Below are 21675 nucleotides of genomic sequence, written 5' to 3' on the forward strand. Positions count from 1 at the left end.
TATTAGATACCACGGATATAAACGTGGCGATTAATGTTTCAAACGTGAAACACGGGAATAAGACAACTTTAGACCGCACGGCAATAGGCGGGCCAGTGGCGGAATCTGTCGAGTACGAACCGGGCTATTTCCGCCAGCGGATTGCGGAAATACACTATGCGGTTTCCGCAACACATTGCCTTGAGAGGTGGTGCGAGGCGGCTCTGACCTGGTGAACTAGTAGTTGGGCGACGCGTCTGTTGCCTTTGGAAGGATAGCGAACGACACGGGGAACACATGTTCAATGTACGCGAACAGCGCGCGCCGCGAAAGCGTAACGGCGCCTTTTCCGAAGGCAGTCGAAGACTGGTGATGGGCATCGCCGTCCCGGCAGCGGCCGTCATCCTGCTCGGCCTGGCAGCCGGCCGATGCGCCGCGGCCGACCCTGTGCCTCAGGCGAACGGTGTGAGCAACGACGAGTTCGCCGCGGACGGCAGAAAGTGGACGCCGTGTGCGGCGGAATACGGCACCTGCCGGTTCAACGGCACGCGCGACGTGCTGTACGGCACGGCGCAACAGCACGTCGTCAAAACCTTCTCGAATAGCGCGGAGTGCAACAACGGCGTATTCGGCGATCCGGCGCCCGGTGTGGAGAAACGTTGTGCGATGGCGCCAACGGTAGCGAGCAAATCGGCCGCGCCTGCCGCGAACAAGGACGCCGCGCCGAGTGCCGCAATGCAATCCGCCGCTCCCGAAGACCTGAAAGCGCCGGCCGGACAAGGCCTGCGTTGCTCCGCACCATCGTTGCAGGTGCCCACGGCCGCGAGTGGCGATCTGCTCGAAGCCGACACGCCCAGCGACGGCACGCGGCTCTTCGCCTTGAACAAACCGTTCGCGCTGGTGTTCACCGCGCGCCCGACGCAAGGCGACACGCTCAGCTGGCAGATACGCGACGCGTGGAATGCTGTGCGAGCCAGCGGACGCTTCCCCGTTGCGGCGGGGGCGACGCTGTCCACTTTGGCCTGCGCATCCAGCGCGGCGGGCTACTTCGCGGTGTCCGCATCGCTGGAGCGCGCACATGGCCAATTGGAAGCACGCGGCACGCGCCCCGCGGGCATCGCGACGTTCGGCGTGCTGCCGGATCCGTCCGCTGCGTTACCCGCCGTCCGCTTCCCGTATGAAGATCTGCACCGGTTCGGCGGACAAGGCGCCGCCTATCTTGCGCCGGGGCAGCACTGTTGCGACGGCGACGGCTACCGGCCGGTCTACACCGCGCTCGGCCTCACGTGGGTCAACGACAATCGCAACTGGTATATGGAGGAGCCGAAAAAAACGGGCACATTCGAACCCGCGAGCAAACAGCTCACGCCCTTCTTCCGGCGCGGCGACCTGCTGCGGCTGATCCAGCTCGACGGCATTCCGCAGTGGGCGAGTCCGACGGGCAAGGAGACGCACAGCTATGTGCCGACATCGCTCGTGCAGATGAAGGACTACATGGCCAAGGTGGGCGCCGAGTCGAATCGCGTTCGCATGACTTACTTTCCCAAACAGCGCGACAACTACTATCAGGTGACATGGGAACCGGACGCCGACGGCGGTCTGCCGTGGCGCGACACCGACGCGAATTTCATCGCCATGTACAAAGCGGTCTGGGAGGGCATCCATCAGACGGATCCGCATGCGGTGGTGATGGGTCTGACCTATTCGTCGGTGCAGGGCAATGTCACGTGGATGCGCAAGCTCGGTCCGCTTGGGATCGGCCGCTATATGGATGGCATGACGATCCACGGTTACTACGATATCGGCACGACGCCCTCGCATCCTCCCGAGCGCGTGGCGGACACCGGCAATCAGGGCACCGTGCCGGGCGCGCTGCCTTCCGCGATGCGGGCGCTGCGCCACGAAATGCGTCTGTACCTGAAGCCCGGCGCGCCGCTCTTCGTGACCGAAACCGGTATCAGCTACGACATCGGTCAATCGTATGGCAAGAACTATCCGGGCTCGAACGTGCTATATGCACAGGCTGCCGTGACCGCGCGCACGCATCTGATTTTGCTGGGCGAAGGCGCGGACATGACCTACGTGTTCTATCTTGCGGATATGCCGGACGCCGCGCCGGGTTATGGCATTTTCTTCGAACTCGATCATCCGAAGGGCGCCTACGGTCCGACCCGCATCAGCCCGAAACCCGCGGCGCTTGCAGTGGCGGCGATGACGCGCATCATCGACGGCACCGACACGCTCGGACCGCTCAAGGATGTGCCCAAAGGCGTCTACGCCTATGCGTTCCGCCGGCTCGGCGGCGGCAAGATCGTGACCGCGCTATGGACGCACGACAACGACAGGTGGAACGCCAGGACCGGCTTCGACGCGAGCCGCAGCGTGGACTATCGTCTGCGAGTCGACGCGCCCGGCACGACGGGCGAAGTGACGGCCCTCGACATGATGGGCAACGCGACGAGCTTGCCGTACCGCGACGGATTGGCTAGCCTGAAACTCTCGCCCGCGCCGGTCTATGTGGTCTCCGGCAACGCCGACGTCTTCAAGAACGCGGTCACCACGCCCGAGGGTTACATGGCGCACTAGCGGCGCGAAGTGACGATAGTTCGGCGCGATGTGACAGGCTCTGCGGCTAGTGGCGCACATAGTATGCAGGCGGAGGCACGTTAGCATCCCTATCAGTACGCTGGAGCCGAAACATGAACGGCCTCGCATGGACGATGTTGATACTGGCCGCCATGATCGGCGCGTTTCTCTTTGCGACGATTGGCGCGATTGTGCTCGCGCTTTTTCTCGCGAGCGTCTCGAGCCGGCTCACACGGAACGACGATCACCATCGCGATTACTAGCCGACCAGGCGCTCAACTAGCGCGAGAACCACGGGAGATGACATGCTGACCGAGATCGATTTCCTGGACGTGGTGCGCCTCACGCCCCTGGTCGCGTTCGATCTGATCGTCAGCGATGCTCATGGGCGCGTGTTGATCGGCCGCCGCCGCAACCGCCCTGCCCGTGGCACATGGTTCGTTCCCGGTGGCCGCATTCATAAGGACGAAACACTCGACGCCGCGTTCGCGCGCATCGCTGAGGCCGAGCTGGGCGTTGCCAAACTGGCGCGCTCGACGGCACGCTTCGAAGGCGTGTTCGAACATCACTACAGCGACAACTTCGCGGGCGAGCCGGATGTGTCGACGCACTACATTGTGCTCGCCTATGCACTGACGCTCACGGGCACCTCGCCGCTCGGACGGCCCGAGCAGCACAGCGAATATGTGTGGCTGACGCCTTCGGAGTTGCTGGCGCGCGCGGACGTCCACGAAAACACGAAAGCCTACTTCCGCTAACACGCCTGCAAGCCGTCGCGCGGGCCTGAACCCGTGCCGGATCGCAATCTGGCGCCGACTGTGAGTTCGGTAACGTGACGGCCCTGGCCGCTACAGTATGATGCGAGCTCACCGTCAGAGCTCGAATCCCTATGCGATTACCGGCAGACAGGCTCATTCGCGATTCATTCGTTGCTTTTCTCGCGCTTCTTTTATTCGCCATCCTGCCGGGCTCGGCACGCGCGGCCGACTGCGGCCCCGGCACACTGGTCACGGTGGTCGCGCACCTCGACGACGATCTGCTCTTCGTGGACCCCGCCATCAGCGAGCGTCTCGACGCGGGCTGGTGCATCACCACGGTGCATCTGATCGGCGGCGCCAACGGTGCGGATTTCGCTTACGTCCAAACCCGCGAGCGGGCTTCGCGGCTCGCTTACGCGCGCATGGCGGGCGTGCCTGACGAGTGGCTCGAATCCAACGTGGCCATTGCCGGCAAGCTCGTGCATGAGATGGTGCTGAAGGCCAAGCCTCAAGTGCGCCTGCTCGAAATGCGCCTGCCCGGCGGCGGCGTGCGCGGCGGCCGCGAACCGCTCGGCCTGCTGTGGGAACAACACGCCACGCTGTCCACTTATCCGATGAACGCGGACGGCTCCGTGCGCGTGAAATACGATCGCGACTCCCTGTCCGCCACATTGAAAGCGATGCTCGCGCCGGCAACGCTGATCTACACGCTCAATCCGGATACCGTGCCGTTTATCGAGCATCCCGATCATATCTACGCCGCGCGCATTACCCGCCATGTCGCCCAGACGCTCGGCAAAAGCGTGCCGATCGTCTACCACGTCACCTATCCGACCGGCGGCTGGCCGGGCAATCTTCCCGCCGCCGAAGTGCAGCGCAAGCGCGACATCGTCGCCAGCTATTTTTCGATCGACGGCAGCGAGTCGTCGCACGTATTCGGCGAGTTTCAATGGGACGGCAACTGGATTTCGCGCCGCTATGCCTTTGCCGATCGCACCGATCGACGCGTGCCCGATTTCGTGTCTCATCCAGTTCAACTCTTCAACGCGGCGGCGAGTCGCTGCCTGAGCTCCGCGGGCCCGGGCCGCGCGCCGACGCTCGCCGCGTGCACGAACTCGTCCACGCAGCAATGGCGATGGGATCCGCTGACCGTGTATCCCGGCAATGCGCGCAACGCCGCGCTCGTGAGTGTCGCGACTTCGCAATGCATCGCCGAGCGCGACGGCTATCTGATCGCCGAAAACTGCGATCAATGGGACGTGGCGCAACGCTGGACGCCGTGGGACTTTGGCCTCGTCTATACGCCGATGCGGCATTGTCTCGGCGAAAACGACGGCAAGCTGACCATGCGCGGCTGCACCGCGCTCACGACCCGCTATCGCTGGGCAACCACACAACGCACCCAGGCGAACGATCTAAGGCTCGCCACCGCGATGGTCGGCGACGTCGCCGGCTCGGGCGAGCAGTCCGTGGTGTACGTTCAGCGGCAACACGACGGCCCGGGATTCAACGTGTATGGCGCGTCGCTTGCGAAAGCGTCGCCGCCCGCGCTGTGGTACGGCAACGTCGTCCCGTTCGATCCGGTCGCCACGCCACCGAGTTGCGCCGGCGACAAACTGTGCTTCGACAGCGCGCGCTTCCTGCTCGGCGATTTCGACGGCGACGGCAAGGCGGATCTGATGGTCGTCGCGGCGCGCCAGGGTGGGACCGCGTTCTGGTTGCTTCGCAGTGCTGGCGACCGCTTCGAGGTGCCGCGCCTCTGGCTGCAGACCAGCAACGCGTTCAGGCCGGAACTGACGCAGCAATATGTGGCTGCGGATTTCACCGGGTCGGGACGCGCCAGCGTGCTGATCGCGCAGAAGCGATCCGACAGCGGACTCGACCTATGGATCGCGTCTTCGCAAGGACCGGGCGTCTCAACGGGATCGGCGCCGGCGCTCTGGGCGCAGGCCAGGAATCTGCCGCAGAACGTCAATCTGCTGCCACGCGAAACGGCGGGCGGGCGCGCCTCGCTGGTCGCGGTGGACGGCGCCAACGGACGCCTCGCGCTCACGCCCATCGCCAACGAGGGCACGCGCATGACTGTCGGCGAGCGCAATGTCTTGCCGGCGAGTTTCGTCCCCGACTTCGTGAAGGTGACAATGGGCGCCGTGCATGGCCGCGACAACGACACGCTGATTCTGCTGACACCGCATCTCGACGAATCGAACGAGGAAGCCATGATCGACGTCGCCACCCTCGACATGAGTGGCGCGACGAGCGCGCCGGTCCAGGCGGCGACATTGCACGGTATGTCGTGGTCGGATGTCTTTCCGGAATTCGTGCGTGACAAGCAGGGTGCCGCACTCGTGCTGTTTCGCCGAACCGACGCGACCCTCGGCGATTTCTATTTCACCGGCGGCGCACCCGCGCTTACGCGTTACCCGTCCGGAAATAGCCTGGCGCTGGGCGAAGCGCAGGAACTCGGCAAACTACCGGGGCTTTTCTCGGAGACAGTGCGAATCGACCGGCTCGCGCAGTAGCGCGCCGGTCGGTTCGATAGACGTCAGGCCGAGGCCCGTAGCGGGTGCACGAACTTGCGCGCGATCGTCACGTAACGATCCGCGGTGTCGTGCAGCGTGTAGCCGGCCAGTTGCCGGTTCGCACGCGGCGCGTCGAGCGCGTTCAGCAGCGCGCGGCCGTAGGCTTCCGGATCCGTCGTATCGACGAGGGTGACGCCGGCAAAGGTGCTCGCAAAGACGCCAATGTGGGCTTTCGTCCCAGAATGCCATTCGTTTCCCTTCTTCGTTTGATGCATCTCCGGGTCACGACTCTTCCCGGCGTTCCTGGTCGACGGCGGCGCTTCAATGATCGTCGCGTCAACCAGCGTGCCTTCCTTCATCATCAGCCCACGCTCGCACTGCGAGATGCCAATCTCGTCGAACAACTTCCGTGTTAGTTCGTGTTCGATCAGCAGGCGCCGGAACTTCAAAAGCGTGGTTGCATCAGGCACGTTCCCGACTGCCAGATCGATGCCGGCGAAGGCTAGCAGCGCGATGCTGTCATACAGGGCGACTTCCAGTCCTTCGTCCGACAGGCCGTACCCCTGTTGCAAGAAGTAGATTCGCAGCATTCGCTCCGGGCCAATCGGTGGCCGGCCTCGCGTGCCCTTCGGATAGTGCGGCTCGATCGTCGACAGCAAGCGCAGCCACGGAAACTACCTTCTCCATCTCGGCCAAGAAACGTTGGCGCCACGTCACTCGCTTCTCGCCTGCAATTTCCACTTTCGCGAAGCCGATCTGCCTCTTCATCATCGTGAGTCTGTTCCGTGTGCTGCCTTCTACAACGTCGTCAGCTACGCCAGCAATGACCTCCGAGCTGAGTAAATCAGCGTTTTCCCTAGGCCCATTTCTCAGTCGATTAGGTTGCCAGATAGTTAGGCATCCATTTCAAATTAATTCGACCCCAATTCGATGTGGCGGAAAAAAACTGGAATCGCCAGACGGATATTTTCGTGCGATCAAAGCAATTAGTACTGCATCAATGTTCATACGTAACGACTCGTTACTTCTTTTAAACAGACTAATGCGTATTCTTGCGGTCGATTCTTCCCAAATTGACCTTTCTTGCTTGTAGAGCAGTAAAAAATTCATCGACTTGCGCCGTTAATTCGCGTACTGCGATCTGAATCGCGCTGCTCCTCAACACGCTGGCCATTTCGTCGTACCTTCCCCGGTCGTCCGAATCCGCCAACCGCTTCTGTCAGCGGTCCGGTTTCGTATGACAAGAGTTTCTCTGCAGAGAAATGCGTTCGGGGCCGACATCCCGGGAAGGCATCACCTTCGCGCAGCCGCAAATCTGCGCACACAGGGCGCCAGTATCGAAGCCTCGGGCATCGGCTGGCTTGTAACTGAACCCCGATGTTCGCTCCACCTCCCGACGCACTTTGCGCGAGGACAGGGGCGAATCATCAGCTAACGCATTGCTCACATACAGATTGATGAAATCGCAACTACTCGCACTCTCGACACGCTCCCGCGCACTCGCGGCGGCCCAGTCCAACGGCAACAACAGCAGTTCGAGTGGCTCGGCCAGCACGTCTGCAGCTAACAACACCAGCGTGGCGCTGAACGCCACGGGCGGCACCGACACGCTCGGTCGCATCGCCGCAAGCGCCAAGGCGGGTGTGACGCTGCCGGTTGGTTACAGGGGGCAATAAATGAAACGTCGTCAATTTGTCACCGCTATTGCAGCGGCGGCGGGGCTTTCTGTGGCCCAAGCTCGCACAAGGCGTCACTCCTCCCCGTCATCGCAGCCGCAGACTCAGCCGCAGACTCAGCCGCAGACGCAGCCGCAAACGCAGCCCGGAACTTTGCCGTTCTACGGGATCAATATGCATCCGAATTACACGTGGACGCCCCAGCAGATGGCTTCTCACCTTCAGCAGATTGGGGCCAAGGTTATCCGACTGGATACACAGGACACCAGTCCTGGCGTGCTTAGCCGGATTGCAAGCATCGCGACTGGCATCGCAGCGATCGACCCAACTTTCAAGGTGTTGGCGTGTATCACGCCTGAAACCAATTTTGGTCAGTCCGAAGCGCAGAATTATTCGACTGGTTTCGGTCTAGGCGCCGCCGCCGCCAATGCACTTGCGCCGGCTGGCGTAACGGTTTTCGAGTGCGGAAATGAAATGATCTCGCAGCCGGAGATATGCCCTGGCGGCGGCGGGGTGGCGGGCAATCAGCGCGGAGACTACACGCACGGTGCAAACTGGGCCGCGATGCGCGGTCTTATTCGTGGAATGATCGACGGGGTACATTCGGTCAATCCACTGCTCCGTTGTGGTGTGAATTTCACGGAAGTGCAGATAGCCGCGAGCGACATGCTTTGGAACGGCACCGAAAGCGATGGCAGCACCGGGTATCCTCCTGTGCGGTGGGATATCACCACATGGCATAACTACCAATCCTACGGAAGCATGTTCAACATTGGCGGTGATGGCGCCACGAGCTTCGGCAACCTGATTGCGTACATTGCCACGGCGTATGGCAAGCCGATCATGATCACCGAATGGAACTCAAACCCCGAGGCTAGCGACGCGGCAGGATCGGCCTACATGCAGCAGTGGATGACCGATATGTACAACAACCGCGTCCAGTACAACATCGAGCACGTTTCGTTCTATCAAGCGGACGGCGATGCGCCCAATTTTGGATTATTCGTCTTTCCGCAAAAGACCTCGACGTACAAAAACTTTGTCGCGGCTCACCCCGGCTGAGTGAGCGCAACCCGCTTCGCTATTGCAGCGCCCGCCGCGCCCCAATGCCTACTTGCTTTTCTCGGAGACAGTGCGAATCGACCGGCTCGCGCAGTAGCGCGGACCGGCCGGTCCGATAGACGTCAGGCCGAAACCTGTAGCGGGTGAACGAACTTGCGCGCGATCGTCATATAACGATCCGCGGTGTCGTGCAGCGTGTAGCCGGCCAGTTGCCGGTTCGCACGCGGCGTGTCGAGCGCGTTCAGCAGCGCGCGGCCGTAGGCTTCCGGGTCAGTCGTATCGACCAGGTTGACGCCGGCAAAGGTACTCGCAAAGCCGAACGAGGGAATTCGGCTCGCCACGACTGGAATACCCGACGCAAGCGCCTCGAGAAAACCAATGCTCTGCGCTTCGAAACGCGACGGCATCGCGAAAACACGCGAAGCGCGCAGGATCGCGGCAACGTCGGAACGCGGTCCGCCCACCGTCACCCTGCTTTCCAGGCCGAGTTGACGAACGAGCGACAGCACCGCCCTGTGATAGTCGAGATCTTCGACAACACCGCAGAACAGCAGACGCGCCTCCGGCTCCGATTGCAGCACGCGCTCGAACGCGCGGATCGTGTCCAGTTGGCTCTTGCCTTCGATATAGCGGCCGAGCTGGACGATCTGCTTCGGGTGCACGTCGATATCCGGCGCAACGGCGTCGTTGGCTTGCGAGAACAATTGCGCGTCCACGCCATTCGGAATCACGACCATGGACGGATGCCGGCCAATCTCCCGAAGGTAGTCGTCGATATTTTGCTGCGACACGCCGATGATCGCTCGCGCTCTGCGCGAGAGCAGGCGCTCGGCGCGCTTGAGCGCACCGTTCTCGAAGTCGTTGACGCCCGAATGCATGACCCACGCAATCGGCGTATGAACCGGCAGAAGGCGCACATACAGCGCGGCAAGCGTGGCGTGAGCCACGATGAAGTCGGGCCGGAATCGTCGCACCACGCGATACAGATGCAACAGCTTTCCCACCCTGCCGTAGCGAACCTCGGGAAACAGACACGTGACGCCCGCGGCCTCAAGTTCGGCGCGAATGGCGGCGAAGTCGTCCTGCTGTGGGAGCAGCGATGTCATGCAGACTTCATGGCCACCGCGCTGATGATAAATGGCCAAACCTTTTACGAGTACTTCTGCCCCGGACAAGCGCGGTGCATGAACCAGTTGAAGAATCCTCACGATTTATCTCTCGGATAACCGCCCTTTTGCGCAGCGGACGGGATGCCGCCCCCGTTATTGCAGAACCAGCATAACGTCGGCATCCAACATCGTATGGCGCGTCCTTCTTGCGGAGCGCGTCAATGTCTCCGTAAAACAGCGACAGTTCCGCTGCGAAGTCCATGTCGCGAGGAAACGTTACACCGAAGGCCCAGCACTTTTACGCCAACCCCAAGACATTTTCGGCGGCCCAATGAGCGCTAGCGCCCATTTCTCAGGCGATTAGCCGTGCCAGATAGTTAGGCATCCATTTCAAATTAATGAGACCCCAATTCGTCGTGGCGGAAAAAGACAGCTTTCGCCTGACGGATATTTTCATGCGATCAAAGCAATTAGTACTGCATTTATGTTCATACGTAACGACTCGTTACTTCTTTTAAGCACGCTAATGCGTATCGTTGCGGTCGATTCTTCCCAAATTGAGCGTTTCTGGCTTACAGGACAGTAAAAAGTTCATGGGCTGGCGCCGTGACTTCACGTACTGCGATCTGAATCGCGCTGCTCCTCAACACGCTGGCCGTTTTCGTCGTACCTTCCCCGGTCGTCCGATTCCGCCAAATCCGCTTCTGTCAGCGGTCCGGTTTCGTATGACAAGAGTTTCTCTGCGGAGAAATGCGTTCGGGGCCGACATCCCGGGAAGGCATCACCTTCGCGCAGCCGCAAAGCCGCGCACACAGGACGCCAGTGTCGAAGCCTCGGTCATCGGCTGGCTTGCAAATGAACCCCGCTGTTCGCTCCATCTCCCGACGCGCTTTGCGCGAGGACACGGACCATGATCAGCTAATGCATTGCTTACGGATTGATGAAATCGCAACTACTCCTACTCTCGACACTTTCCCTTGCACTCGCCGGCTGCGGCGGCGGTGGCAGTAATGGCGCCGCCAGCACCGCGGCAGCCCAGTCCAACGGCAGCAGCGGCAGCGGCACCAGCAGCGCGGCCAGTGCGGCCAGCACGTCTGCCGCTGGCAACGCCAGCACCGGCACCGCCGCGCTGAACGCCACGGGCGTCACCGCGAGCATGAGCTGCGCCTCGCCCACCACGTCGGCAGGCTCGGGCAGCGCGACGATCTCCGCCGATACGCCCAGCGCGGACGGCACGCGCATCTTCGCGTCGGGCAGCACCTTCCAGCTCGCCTTCAACACCAACGCACCCGGCGCGGATACGCTGAACTGGTCCGTCACCGACACGCTCGGCCGCGTCGCCGCGAGCGGCAGCACCGCCGTGCCGAGCGGCGCCAAGACCATCACGTTCAATTGCACCTCGACGCTCGCCGGCTATTTCGCGGCGACGGGCACGCTGGCCAAGAACGGTGGCCAGTTGCCGCAAGCCGGCACGCGTCCGGTCGGCATCGCGACCTTCGGCGTGACGCCGAACCTGTCCGGCGTCGTTCCGGCCGTCACCTATGCGCGCCAGGAGCAGCATCGCTTCGGCATGCAGGGCGCGAACGACAACGGTCCGCTGCTTGCCGCGCTGGGCATTTCGTCGACCATCGACGACCGCCAGCTTTCCACCATGGAACCGAACGGACCGAACACGTTCAACCCGTCGGTCAACAATCTCGATCCGTTCTACAAGAGCGGCAACGTGATGCGTCTGATTCGGCTGGACGGCATTCCGGCCTGGGCGAGCAGCACCGGCGCCTTCCAGGACGACACGACGCTGCCGACCGACATTTCGTACTACCAGAACTATATGAGCCGCGTGGGCACGGAATCGAACGCGATTCGCGCCGCGTACTTCCCGACCCAGTCGGCGAACTACTATCAGGTGACGTGGGAACCGAACCAGATGTGGACCGACACCGACGCCAACTTCGTCGCGTTGTACAAGGCGGTCTACCAGGGCATTCATTCGACCGATCCGCACGCGATGGTCATGGGCCCGGCCGATGCCTTCCCGAGCCTGACCACCACGCATCTGAAACGCCTCGCGCCGCTCGGCTTCGGTCAATACATCGACGCGGTCGCCACGCATGGTTACTACGATGCGGGCACGTCGCCGTCGCATCCGCCCGAGCGCTACGACAGCGATCCGTCCACCGCGGACGGTTCGTTGCGCGGCCAGATGCGCAACCTGCGTGCGGAAATGGCTACCGACTATCGCACCGGCATGCATCTGTTCTCGACGGAAGCGGGCATCAGCTACGACCTCGGCACGTCGTACGGCCCGAACTATCCGACCGCGAACGTGCTGTACGCACAAGCGGCGGTCGCGGCGCGCATGCACATCATCACGCTCGGCGAAGGCGCGGACCAGACCTACGTGTTCTACGGCGCGGACTATCCGGATGAAGTCGGCTACGGTACTTTCTTCGACCTGAGCGATCCGCAAGGCGCGTTCGGCGCGAGCAACATCAGCCCGAAGCCGGTTGCCATGGCGATCAGCGCGATGACGCACACGCTCGACGGCACCACGACGCTCGGTCCGGTGAACGGCACGCCGACCGGTGTCTATGCTTACGCGTTCCAGCAGGTGGGCAACGGCGCGGTGATCACCGCTTTGTGGGCGCACAACAACAACGTGTGGAGCGCGAGCGCGGGCTTCAGCTCGACCTATAGCGTCGCGTACAGCCTCAACGTCGACGCACCGGGCACGAGCGGCACCGTGAAGGTGGTCGACATGATGGGCAACGCGACCAATGCGAACTACAGCAACGGCGTGCTGACGCTCAACCTCACCGAATCACCGGTGTATGTGGTGTCGAACAATGCGTCGGTCGCCAAGGCCAATGCGACGACTCCCGTGGGATACGTCGGTATGTAAGCTGCGCGTTTGATGGACCCGAATCCGGGTACTCGGCAGACATGAAAAACGTCAGCCGGCTCATGGGCCGGTTGACGTTATTTTTTTGCACGTTCAAAACAGGCGAGGCGATGGCGGCCTCGAGAAGGAGCCGCTTGATCCCGACGCATCGCGGCATTACTAGCTCGCCGGCCGAATTGCTGGGCGTCATGCGCGCTTCGGCGGCACCGCAGCCACGCACGCGCCTTAAAAACCAGAAACCCCAACATAAAGCACAAAAACAGGCGCACACTAGCCTATTGCTCCCAAGCGGAGCAAAAACCGCCAATTCGGGAGTCCATCATGGCAAAAGGTCAAATGCGCAGTAACCGCGAAGTCAAGAAACCGAAGCAGGAGAAGAAACCCCAACCGGCCACTTCGCCATCGGGCGCGCCGCCGATCCGCGTAGCACCGAGCGTGTCAGCGACCCAGAAGAAGCATTAAAGAGAGCGAGCCCGCCCCGCACGGGCGGGCGTCCTTCTAAACCAACTACTTTGAAATATCCTCCAGGGCCACGTCCCGCGTCTTCGGCCCAAGCATGCCAATGGCCAGCATCACCACCGCCATCGCTCCCGAGATAAACACGAACACGCCGTTCACGCCGTAGCGGCTCAGACATCCCGCGATCACGAAGGCGGAGAACATCGCCGAAATCCGGCTCCACGAATAAACGAATCCCACTGCGCGCGCCCGGATACTGGTCGGAAACAACTCGGCCTGATACGCGTGATAGCTATACGAAATAATATTTCCCGCTAGTACGAGGCACACGCCGAGGCTCACCAGCAGCACCGTCTCGCGCGCCTGGCTGAAGGCCAGCCCGCACACCACATTCACCGCCGCCATGCAGATGATCACTGTCTTGCGCTCGAAGCGGTCGGCAATCAGCAGCCCCAGCAACGGCCCGAGCGGCGCGGCAATCGCGATGATGCTCGCGTACATCAGGCTCGTCGTCACGGTAACGCCCTGCTTGATCAGCAACGTCGGAATCCAGTTCGCGAAGCCGTAATAGCCCATCGTCTGGAACACGTGGAAGATGATCAGCATCAGCGTGCGCTTGCGATACGGCGGCACCAGCAGATCGCGGAAGGCCGCCCGTGCCCGTACCGGTTCGGGCAAGGCCGGTTCCGGCAACGGCCGTCCGTATTCGCGCGCCACGCGGGTTTCGAGCCGCGTCATGATCGCATCCGCTTCGTCGATGCGGCCTTTCTGCGCAAGCCAGCGCGGGCTCTCCGGCAAACGCAGACGGATCCACCACACCACGATCGCGCCGACCACGCCGGTCAGCACGACCAGACGCCAGCCATCGAGACCGAAGTAACGATTCGGCACCAGCAGGTACGACAGAAACGCGACGATCGGCACCGCGCAAAACCCGACCGCCTGCGAACACGCCGACGCGCGCCCGCGCACATGCTTCGGCACGAGTTCGGAGATGTACGTGCCGATGGTGACGATCTCCACGCCGATGCCGATCCCCGCGATGAAGCGCCAGAGATTGAGCCCGAGCGCCGTGTCCTGAAACGCCATGATGATGTTGGCCGCCGTGTACCACAGCAGCGACCACGTGAAGATCGCACGCCGGCCGAAACGGTCGGCGAGAAAACCGCACGCCGCCGTGCCGATGAACAATCCCGCGAACAACGCCGCTATGAAGCTCGCTACGCCGCTCGTGCCGAACAGACCGTGCGTGGTCGCGGTGAGAATGCCGCTGCGCACGAGTCCGGGCGCGATGTAGCCGGAGAACATCAGGTCGTACAGTTCGAAGAAAAGCCCAAGGCTCAGCAGCATCACCAGCTTCCAGATCGAACGTGTGGCCGGCAGGCGGTCGAGCCGCGCGGAAATACGCGCACCGTCCAACGCGATTTCGTCCGCACGGCCGCCTGCCGACGCGCCGGCGCCAGCGGGCAATCCGCCGAGCGCGCCGGCATCGCCGACCGCCGTTGCATACACCGCTTGATTCGACGACTTCATCCTCTGTCTCCTTTGTCGATCGGAGTTAGCGCTTTAGCGCTTATGTCGATCCGGAGTTAGTGCTTCAGCACTTACTCCGGTCCCACGCAGCGCGCTCCGATCCCATGCAAAGCTGTCGATCGGAGTTAGCGCTTTAGCGCTTATGTCGCTCCGGTCCCACGCAAATTGGTTGCCAAGTTCCGGTCTTGCGCCGGATGAAATTGATTCGACTGCGTTCGACGCATCGAGCGAGGCGCCCAATCAAGGACCTCACGCGGCTTCGCACGGCGTCCCAGTGGAACCGCCGCCCAGCGCCGCGATCTGCGCATCGTCGTAGCCCAGATCGCGCAGCACTTGCGCCGTGTGCTCGCCAATCCTTGCGATCGGTTGACGCGGCTGCAGGCGTGCGCCGTCGAGTGAAATCGGCAGCAGGGGCATAGCGGTTTCGCTGCCGTCCTCAAGCATCAAGCGAGCGAGACCGCCGCTCTCGTTCAGATGCGGGTCGTCGAACAGCTCTTCGGGTTTCGTGATCGACGCGAACGGAATGTGGTCGCGCTCGAACTGCGGCACCAGCGCCGCGCCTTCGAACTGCCTCAGCGTTTCGCCGAGCGTCTTCAACAACCACTCGCGCGCCAGCACGCGGTCATTGTTGGTGATGAGGCGCGGGTCGGCCAACAGATCCGCGCGGCCGAGAATCGCGCACAGCGCGCGCCACTGTCCGTCGCCGGTCGCGGCGATGAACATCTGCTCGTTGTCGGCGAGCGTGAACACGTCGTACACCGCCCATGCGCTGATGCGCTCGGGCATCGGCGCGGCGGGCACGCCGGTCGCGGCGAACTGCTGCATGTGCTGCGCGGACAGCAACACGCAGTTCTCGAACAGCGCGCTCTGCACTTCCTTGCCGCGTCCGCTCGCATGCCGTTCGTGCAAGGCGGCGAGCACGCCGATCGCGCCGAACATGCCGCCCATGATGTCGTTGACCGAACTGCCCGCGCGCAACGGACGGCCCACCGGTCCGGTCATGTAGGCGAGGCCGGCCATCATCTGCACGACTTCGTCGAGCGCGAGACGGTGCTCATACGGACCGTTCAGGAAGCCCTTGTGCGAGACGTAGACGAGCTTCGGATTGCGCTCGCGCAGCGAGGCGTAATCGAGACCAAGGCTCGCCATGCGGCCGGGCTTGAAGTTCTCGACGAACACGTCTGCGGTATCGACGAGCTTGTGCAGCGCGGCCAGCCCCGCTTCGCTGTCGAGGTCGAGCGCGACACTCTTCTTGTTGCGATTGAAGGTACGGAAAAAACCCGCGCCGGTGCCGAGCAAACGCCGCGTGCCGTCGCCGCGCGGCGGCTCGACCTTGATCACTTCGGCACCGAGGTCGCCGAGAATCATCCCGCAGGTCGGCCCCATCACCATATGCGACAACTCGATCACGCGAATGCCCGCGAGCGGCAGCGCACCCTGCTGCGCAACGGAAGAAGCAGCGGTTGAAGTAGAGGAAAGCGGATTCATTGCAGTACCTGCGAGTCGGAAGATTCGAAACGTTGACAGGCGGCGCTGAACTGCTTCGGCAAGCCGGCGCGCGCCAGGTAGCCATAGAGCGGTTCGCCGGGCAATGCGTCGGCGAGCACGGCGCGCGACGCGAGCAGACGGTCGAGGTCGATGCCGGTGTCGCAGCCCATGCTGTCGAGCATGAACACGAGGTCTTCAGTGTTGACGTTGCCGGTCGCGCCCGGCGCATGCGGACAGCCGCCGAGTCCGGCCAGCGACGCGTCGAATTCGCGGATGCCGTGTTGCAGCGCGACCAGCGTGTTGGCGAGACCGAGGCCGCGCGTGTCGTGGAAATGCAGCGAGCGCAGCTTGCCGCCCGCCACGTCGCGCACCAGCTCGATGATCTCGCCGACCTGGCGCGGTGTCGCTTCGCCGGTGGTATCGCCGAGCGCGATCACATCGGCGCCCGCTTGCACCGCGGCGCCGGCGATCGCGGCGATATCCGCGTACGGCACCGCGCCTTGCAGCGTGCAGCCGAACACCGTCGACAGCCCGGCGATCAGTTCGACGCGCCGCGCGCCCGCATGCGCCGCGCCGTCGATCAACTCGCGCATCGCCGCGAACGCCTCGATCATTTCCGCCGGCGTCTTGCGCACGTTCGCGAGGCTATGGGCGGCGCTCACCGAAATCGGCGCGACGATTCGATGCACGCCGGCTTCGAGCGCACGTTGCGCGCCCTTCAGATTCGGCACCAGCGCCGTCACGATCAGATCGTCGTAGGTGAGCGCGTGGGCGATGACTTCGTCGGCGTCGGCCATTTGTGGCAGCAGCTTCGCCGGCACGAAGGAAGCGACTTCCATATGGCGCACGCCGGCGGCATACGCGACGTCGATCCAGCGTCGCTTGAACGCGGTGGGCATCGTGCGGGCGATGCTTTGCAGACCGTCTCGCATACCGACCTCGGTCACGACGACGCGCTCCTGGGTATCACTCATGGTCTTGAATCCCGGTCTTGAATGCCGCGGAGAATGCGGGGAATGAAGCAACTGAGCGACAGCGTGCCCGCGCGTCGGCGCGCGGGAAAGTCTGCGTTGGCGACGCACTCCATCGCCGCTCGCGATGGCGGCTCAGCCAAGCGGGACGGGTGTGCGCCGTGGTGAAGGGGAAACCCTTAAGGGCTTTTCAGAGGGGAACGACTGCAAAAATCGCGACCGGGTTTTTCGGTTCGCCCTCAGACCGCGTTCAGCAGATGATCGAGCAGATGCGATGCCGCGAGCGTCAGCGCCTGGCGGTCACGCATGCAAATCACAAAGCGCCGTTCGGCCCAGGCTTCGCGCAACGGCACGGCCATGATGCCGTATTCGTCGGCGGCATGACGGGGCAACGCTTCGCGCGGCAGGATCGCGACGGCAAGGCCCGCCTGGATGAAACGATAAGCGGCGTCGAACGTCGACACGTAGGTGCGATAACTGAGTTCGCGGCCCTTTTCCACCGCGATGCGCTGCATCAGCGCATTCACCGACGCGTTCGACGAGAGTCCGAGGTGATCGAACGCCAGCGTCTGCTCGAAGCTGATCGCGGCTTCACCCGCGAGCGGATGATCGCGCGGCACGATCAGCGCGAGATGATCGACGCGATAGGGCACGACGTCGAGACTGCCCATCGCCACGACGTCGCGGCAAATGCCGAGATCGGCGACGCCTTCTTCCAGCCCTCGCACGATTTCCCCGCTCACGCGCTCTTCGACGTCCACGCGAATTTGCGGGTTCGCCTTCAGAAACACCGAAAGCGCCTCGGGCAGAAACTCCACCATCGACGACACGTTCGCCAGCACCCGTACATGGCCGCGCGCGCCGGCCGCGTATTCGCTGAGTTCGGCCTGCAGGCGTTCGTGGCCGCGCATGATGAGCCGCGCATGCCGCAGCAGCGCCTCGCCGGCGGCGGTCGCGCGCACGCCGCGCTGACTGCGCGAGAGCAACGCGACATCGACCAGCGCCTCGAGATCGGCGAGCCGTTTGCTGACCGCCGACGGCGCGATGAACTCGCATTCGGCCGCGCGCGCGATCGTGCCTTCCTCGCAGACAGCAATGAACAAGCGCAAGGTCACCTGATCGATCTGCCACATGAGCGGGCGTGTCCCAAGGTTTGAAGTGGGAAATTATGCCCGACGGTGACGGCGGCCGAGTCTATCCCAGGGTATCCACCGCGGGAGCGCGGGCACGGGTTTGCGGCGGTTCAGCGCCTGGAGCCTGTTGAGCCGGTTGAGCCTGTTGAGCCTGTTGAGCCTGTTGAGCCTGTTGAGCCTGTTGAGCCGCTTGAGCCGCCCGAGCCGCTTGAGCCACCCGAACAGTCCGAGCCCCTTGAGCCCGGCAATCCGATCCCGCCTATGATCATGCGCGCACTTGCCCGGCGTTTCCGGTCTGGCTATCCTGATGGGCTTGTCGGCCGCGAACCTGCCCGCAGCACGCAAATCGCCACGAACCACAACAACCGCACAGGGATAGCCATGTCCACCACCAGTCTCTTCCTCACCGCCGCAGGCGTCGGGCTCGCGATTGCCGCGCCGGTCGGCCCGATGGGCATGCTGTGCATCCGCCGCACGCTGACCGGTGGTCCGCGCGCAGGGCTCGCGATCGGCTTCGGCATTGCAACCGGCGACGCGGCCTATGGGCTGATCGCAGCGCTCGGCCTTGTCAGCATCTCGCAGTTCATGCTTGCGTATGACCGGCCGTTGCATCTGCTCGCCGGCCTGTTCCTGCTATATCTGGGCATCCGCACACTGCTCCAGAAAGCACCCGCCGACGCATCAAATGGCGCTGACAATGGCGCGAACGGCGCCAACGGCAAGCTCGCGCAAGTGGGCCGCGCCGGGGCGCTGCGCGCGTATGCAAGTTCATTGCTGCTCACGCTGACCAATCCACAAACGGTCATCATGTTCGCCGCGCTGTTCACCACGCTTGCCCCACGCGGTGCGTTTTCATCGAGCATTGCGCTGACCACGGTGGGCGGCGTATTTTGCGGCTCGATCGCGTGGTGGTGTTTTCTCGTGACCGTGGTGTCGCTGGCGCGGCATGCGATCGGCAGCAAACTGCGCGTCGCCATCGACCGGATTGTCGGGTTCACGCTGGCGGCGTTCGGCGTCGTGGAGATTCGCCGGGCACTTTGAGCGGGCGTCACGGCACAGCGCCGCCTGCTAGCGCTGCGATCGCGGCCTCAGTCTCACGAGCGTCCGCGCAACGCCACGACCACCACGCCGGCAATCGCCAGCAAGCCGCCGCATAGCGTCGCGAGACCTAGGCGCTCTCCGGTCAGCGGCGCAGCCAGGGCTGTCTCCACGGCCGGCGTCAGGTAGAGGAAATTGGCCGCGCGCGCCGCGCCGAAATGACCGAGCGGGAAGGTCCACGTCGCATAACCGAGCGCGGCCGGAAACACGCCCGAGGTACTCGCGCTGATCGACCGTATGCAAGCCGCGCGGCACACCGCTTCATGCGCGAACGCGGCAGTTTTGCGACAATAGCGGCTTTCGCCGCGCCGCGGCGGCCTTCCCGCCGCCCTCCATCGACTGTCGAAGGCAGGTGCGCATCTGCCTTGCCGCCTACTAATCCGTCCAACCCACCCGATCGTCAGCGGTCCCCTCAATGGCACTTCCCCACATCGAACTGCTGTACTCCTTCTCCGGCCTGTTCGTCGGTTTTCTGGTCGGACTGACGGGCGTCGGCGGCGGTTCGCTGATGACGCCGATCCTGGTCCTTCTGTTCAACGTGCATCCGGCCACCGCGGTCGGCACCGACCTGCTGTACGCGGCGGCCACCAAGGCGACCGGCACGCTCGTGCACGGCCTGAAGGGCTCCGTCGACTGGCAGATCACCCTGCGCCTCGCCGCCGGCAGCGTGCCGGCCGCCACGATCACGCTGGTCCTGCTGCATCGATACGGGATGGACACGCCAGGCGCAAGCCGGCTGATCCAGGTCGTGCTCGGCGCGGCCTTGCTGGTGACGGCGGTGGCGCTGGTGTTTCGTCCACAACTCGCGGCGCTCGGCGCGCGCAAACAGCGCACGCCGCGTCAGGGACGCACGCTCGCGCTGACCATGCTGACCGGCGCGGTGCTCGGCGCGCTGGTGTCGCTGACCTCGGTCGGTGCGGGCGCGATCGGCGTGACGGTGTTGCTGCTGCTCTATCCGCTTTTGCCGACCACACGCATTGTCGGCTCCGATATCGCGCACGCAGTGCCGCTCACCCTGTTGGCGGGCGCCGGCCATTGGCTGCTCGGCTCGATCGACTGGTCGATGCTGCTGTCATTGCTGGTGGGGTCGCTGCCGGGCATCGCGATCGGCAGCTATCTGTCCTCGCGCGCGCCGGACAAACTGCTGCGCAACGTGCTCGCCGCCACGCTCACGGTGGTCGGCGTGCGCCTCGTGCTGGCTTGAACGACCTCGAGGCGATCGACGCGCGCCGGCGCAAACGGCCAGCGGCTACTTGAAGAACCGGCAGGTCAGATCCGCCTCGAACTGCCGGATCCATTGACCTTGACGGTCGCGATAGGACTGCGCCCAGCCACCGCGTCGCACGGTGACAAGGCGCTCGTGCGCCGCATCGCTCGGATCCGCGCAGGCACTGATGTCGAAATGCGCCGGGGCGAAACCGTGCCGCGCGCACACCAGTTCGAAAGCCGCCCGATCGCCGATGGGCAGATCGGTATAGCGCAAAAGCGAGGTGTCCATGGCGTTGACTCCGGTTGCCTACGCATCACAGTACGCTTCGCAACGCGTCAGCAGTGTGTCGCAGCGCACAGTCGGACCGGGGCTGCGCCGCCGTCCCGTTCGCAACGGCCGAGACCCGGCGTCGCCCGTTCAAGAATCCCGGATCAAAATAAAAAAGGCTCCCGTTTTTTGCCGGAACCTGGAGCGCGTCCGCATCACGATGGCGCACGACGGCGTGAACCGTCCGCGCCACCTGCCGCAGTCTGCTTACTGCTGTACAACGGTCAGCTTGTTCGACACCGACGTCACGCCTGCGACGCCCTTGGCAGCCTGGCCGGCAGCGTCGATCTGGCCTTGGTCAGGCACTGAACCCGTGAGTGTCACCGCGCCGCCACGAGCACGCACGATGATGTTCGACACGTCGATGCCTTGCGCCTTGGCCAGCGCGCTACGCACCTTGCGGCCCAGCTGGCTGTTCGCCTTCTTGGTGGAATTGGCGCTGGCAGCCGGCGCGGCGGTCGTGCCGGTTGCCGTTGCGTCGCTTGCCTGAGCGTACACATTGCACGCCACCACCATTGCCACCACCGAGCCCAGCGTTTTCAGAAAACCGACCGATTTCATAGCTTTTCTTCTCCTTAGCTTCACATTGGACCGCATACACAAGCGGCTTCGTTACGACTACCTGCGGCCTTGCTCGGCGCGCGACAAGGCGCGGCTGAGCGACGGCCGACTATGGCTGCGACACGGTGTGCGAGAGGCGAGAGAGGCCGGTTGCCGTTTGTCGCCTGCGATGACGGGCATGCAGTGCGCTACGAAACCGACAAGCCGCGAAGTCCGCCGACGCGCCCGGTTCTTGTGTGTCGTGCCGGGTCGCGCCGCGCAAACGTCTGTTCGCGGCAGCGATGCACAATTTAATCTAGCC

The 21675-nt window shown here is 63.4% G+C and carries 18 protein-coding genes and 2 pseudogenes; 10 read left to right on the plus strand and 10 right to left on the minus strand.

Going from position 1 to position 21675, the window contains the following annotated elements:
- Positions 1-276: 276 nt before the first annotated feature.
- The 4 genes from RI103_RS16175 (at position 277) to RI103_RS16190 (ending at position 5845) form a co-directional block, all read left to right on the plus strand.
- Entirely contained in the window at positions 277-2565 is a 2289-nt protein-coding gene (locus tag RI103_RS16175) for a hypothetical protein (RefSeq protein WP_310812934.1), read from the plus strand.
- A gap of 113 nt (positions 2566-2678) precedes the next feature.
- Positions 2679-2828, plus strand: coding sequence for a hypothetical protein (locus RI103_RS16180; protein ID WP_310812935.1), 150 nt, complete (start codon positions 2679-2681; stop codon positions 2826-2828).
- 42 nt (positions 2829-2870) lie between these two features.
- Complete coding sequence (locus tag RI103_RS16185; RefSeq protein WP_310812936.1) at positions 2871-3323, plus strand: GDP-mannose mannosyl hydrolase; 453 nt, start codon at positions 2871-2873, stop codon at positions 3321-3323.
- Between the two features lie 131 nt (positions 3324-3454).
- Positions 3455-5845 (plus strand): PIG-L family deacetylase, encoded by a 2391-nt coding sequence (locus tag RI103_RS16190; protein WP_310812937.1) that lies wholly within the window; start codon positions 3455-3457, stop codon positions 5843-5845.
- A gap of 205 nt (positions 5846-6050) precedes the next feature.
- On the opposite strand, the pseudogene RI103_RS16195 reads toward RI103_RS16190, so the two are convergent.
- A pseudogene (locus RI103_RS16195) lies at positions 6051-6613 on the minus strand (IS5 family transposase); the annotation flags it as partial.
- A gap of 689 nt (positions 6614-7302) precedes the next feature.
- On the opposite strand from RI103_RS16195, the gene RI103_RS16200 reads away from it, so the two are divergent.
- Complete coding sequence (locus tag RI103_RS16200) at positions 7303-7521, plus strand: hypothetical protein (protein WP_310812938.1); 219 nt, start codon at positions 7303-7305, stop codon at positions 7519-7521.
- Positions 7522-8583 (plus strand): hypothetical protein, encoded by a 1062-nt coding sequence (locus tag RI103_RS16205; protein WP_310812939.1) that lies wholly within the window; start codon positions 7522-7524, stop codon positions 8581-8583.
- A 122-nt stretch (positions 8584-8705) separates the two neighbouring features.
- Here the strand turns inward: RI103_RS16205 and RI103_RS16210 are convergent, their stop codons facing one another.
- Both RI103_RS16210 and RI103_RS16215 read right to left on the minus strand, forming a co-directional pair.
- Positions 8706-9791 (minus strand): glycosyltransferase family 4 protein, encoded by a 1086-nt coding sequence (locus tag RI103_RS16210; RefSeq protein WP_310812940.1) that lies wholly within the window; start codon positions 9789-9791, stop codon positions 8706-8708.
- An 831-nt stretch (positions 9792-10622) separates the two neighbouring features.
- Positions 10623-11084 carry a hypothetical protein gene (locus RI103_RS16215; RefSeq protein ID WP_310812941.1) on the minus strand — a complete coding sequence of 154 codons (462 nt, stop codon included), beginning with the start codon at positions 11082-11084 and terminating at the stop codon, positions 10623-10625.
- On the opposite strand from RI103_RS16215, the gene RI103_RS16220 reads away from it, so the two are divergent.
- On the plus strand, positions 11053-12594 hold the full coding sequence (locus RI103_RS16220) for a hypothetical protein (protein ID WP_310812942.1): 1542 nt from the start codon (positions 11053-11055) through the stop codon (positions 12592-12594). The genes RI103_RS16215 and RI103_RS16220 overlap by 32 nt on opposite strands.
- A 41-nt stretch (positions 12595-12635) precedes the next feature.
- Positions 12636-12941: a hypothetical protein gene (locus RI103_RS16225; RefSeq protein ID WP_310812943.1), complete on the plus strand. Its 306-nt coding sequence runs from the start codon at positions 12636-12638 to the stop codon at positions 12939-12941.
- A 160-nt stretch (positions 12942-13101) separates the two neighbouring features.
- On the opposite strand, the gene RI103_RS16230 is transcribed toward RI103_RS16225, so the two are convergent.
- From RI103_RS16230 to RI103_RS16245, 4 genes are all read right to left on the minus strand, one after another.
- Entirely contained in the window at positions 13102-14586 is a 1485-nt protein-coding gene (locus RI103_RS16230) for an MFS transporter (protein ID WP_310812944.1), read from the minus strand.
- A gap of 249 nt (positions 14587-14835) precedes the next feature.
- Entirely contained in the window at positions 14836-16074 is a 1239-nt protein-coding gene (locus tag RI103_RS16235) for a CaiB/BaiF CoA-transferase family protein (protein ID WP_310812945.1), read from the minus strand.
- Entirely contained in the window at positions 16071-17048 is a 978-nt protein-coding gene (locus tag RI103_RS16240; RefSeq protein WP_310812946.1) for a hydroxymethylglutaryl-CoA lyase, read from the minus strand. The genes RI103_RS16235 and RI103_RS16240 overlap by 4 nt, the downstream gene beginning before the upstream one ends.
- Before the next feature lie 236 nt (positions 17049-17284).
- Positions 17285-18178, minus strand: coding sequence for a LysR family transcriptional regulator (locus RI103_RS16245; RefSeq protein WP_310812947.1), 894 nt, complete (start codon positions 18176-18178; stop codon positions 17285-17287).
- A gap of 381 nt (positions 18179-18559) precedes the next feature.
- On the opposite strand from RI103_RS16245, the gene RI103_RS16250 reads away from it, so the two are divergent.
- Complete coding sequence (locus RI103_RS16250; RefSeq protein ID WP_310812948.1) at positions 18560-19219, plus strand: LysE family transporter; 660 nt, start codon at positions 18560-18562, stop codon at positions 19217-19219.
- A gap of 53 nt (positions 19220-19272) precedes the next feature.
- On the opposite strand, the pseudogene RI103_RS16255 reads toward RI103_RS16250, so the two are convergent.
- A pseudogene (locus RI103_RS16255) lies at positions 19273-19488 on the minus strand (EamA family transporter); the annotation flags it as partial.
- Between the two features lie 203 nt (positions 19489-19691).
- Here RI103_RS16255 and RI103_RS16260 point away from each other — a divergent pair.
- Positions 19692-20480, plus strand: a complete 789-nt coding sequence (locus RI103_RS16260) for a sulfite exporter TauE/SafE family protein (RefSeq protein ID WP_310812949.1) — start codon at positions 19692-19694, stop codon at positions 20478-20480.
- 45 nt (positions 20481-20525) lie between these two features.
- Here the strand turns inward: RI103_RS16260 and RI103_RS16265 are convergent, their stop codons facing one another.
- Complete coding sequence (locus tag RI103_RS16265) at positions 20526-20774, minus strand: hypothetical protein (RefSeq protein WP_310812950.1); 249 nt, start codon at positions 20772-20774, stop codon at positions 20526-20528.
- Between the two features lie 246 nt (positions 20775-21020).
- Positions 21021-21374, minus strand: coding sequence for a BON domain-containing protein (locus RI103_RS16270; protein WP_310812951.1), 354 nt, complete (start codon positions 21372-21374; stop codon positions 21021-21023).
- Positions 21375-21675: the final 301 nt, after the last annotated feature.

It is taken from the genome of Paraburkholderia sp. FT54 (genome assembly GCF_031585635.1).
Taxonomy (GTDB): domain Bacteria; phylum Pseudomonadota; class Gammaproteobacteria; order Burkholderiales; family Burkholderiaceae; genus Paraburkholderia.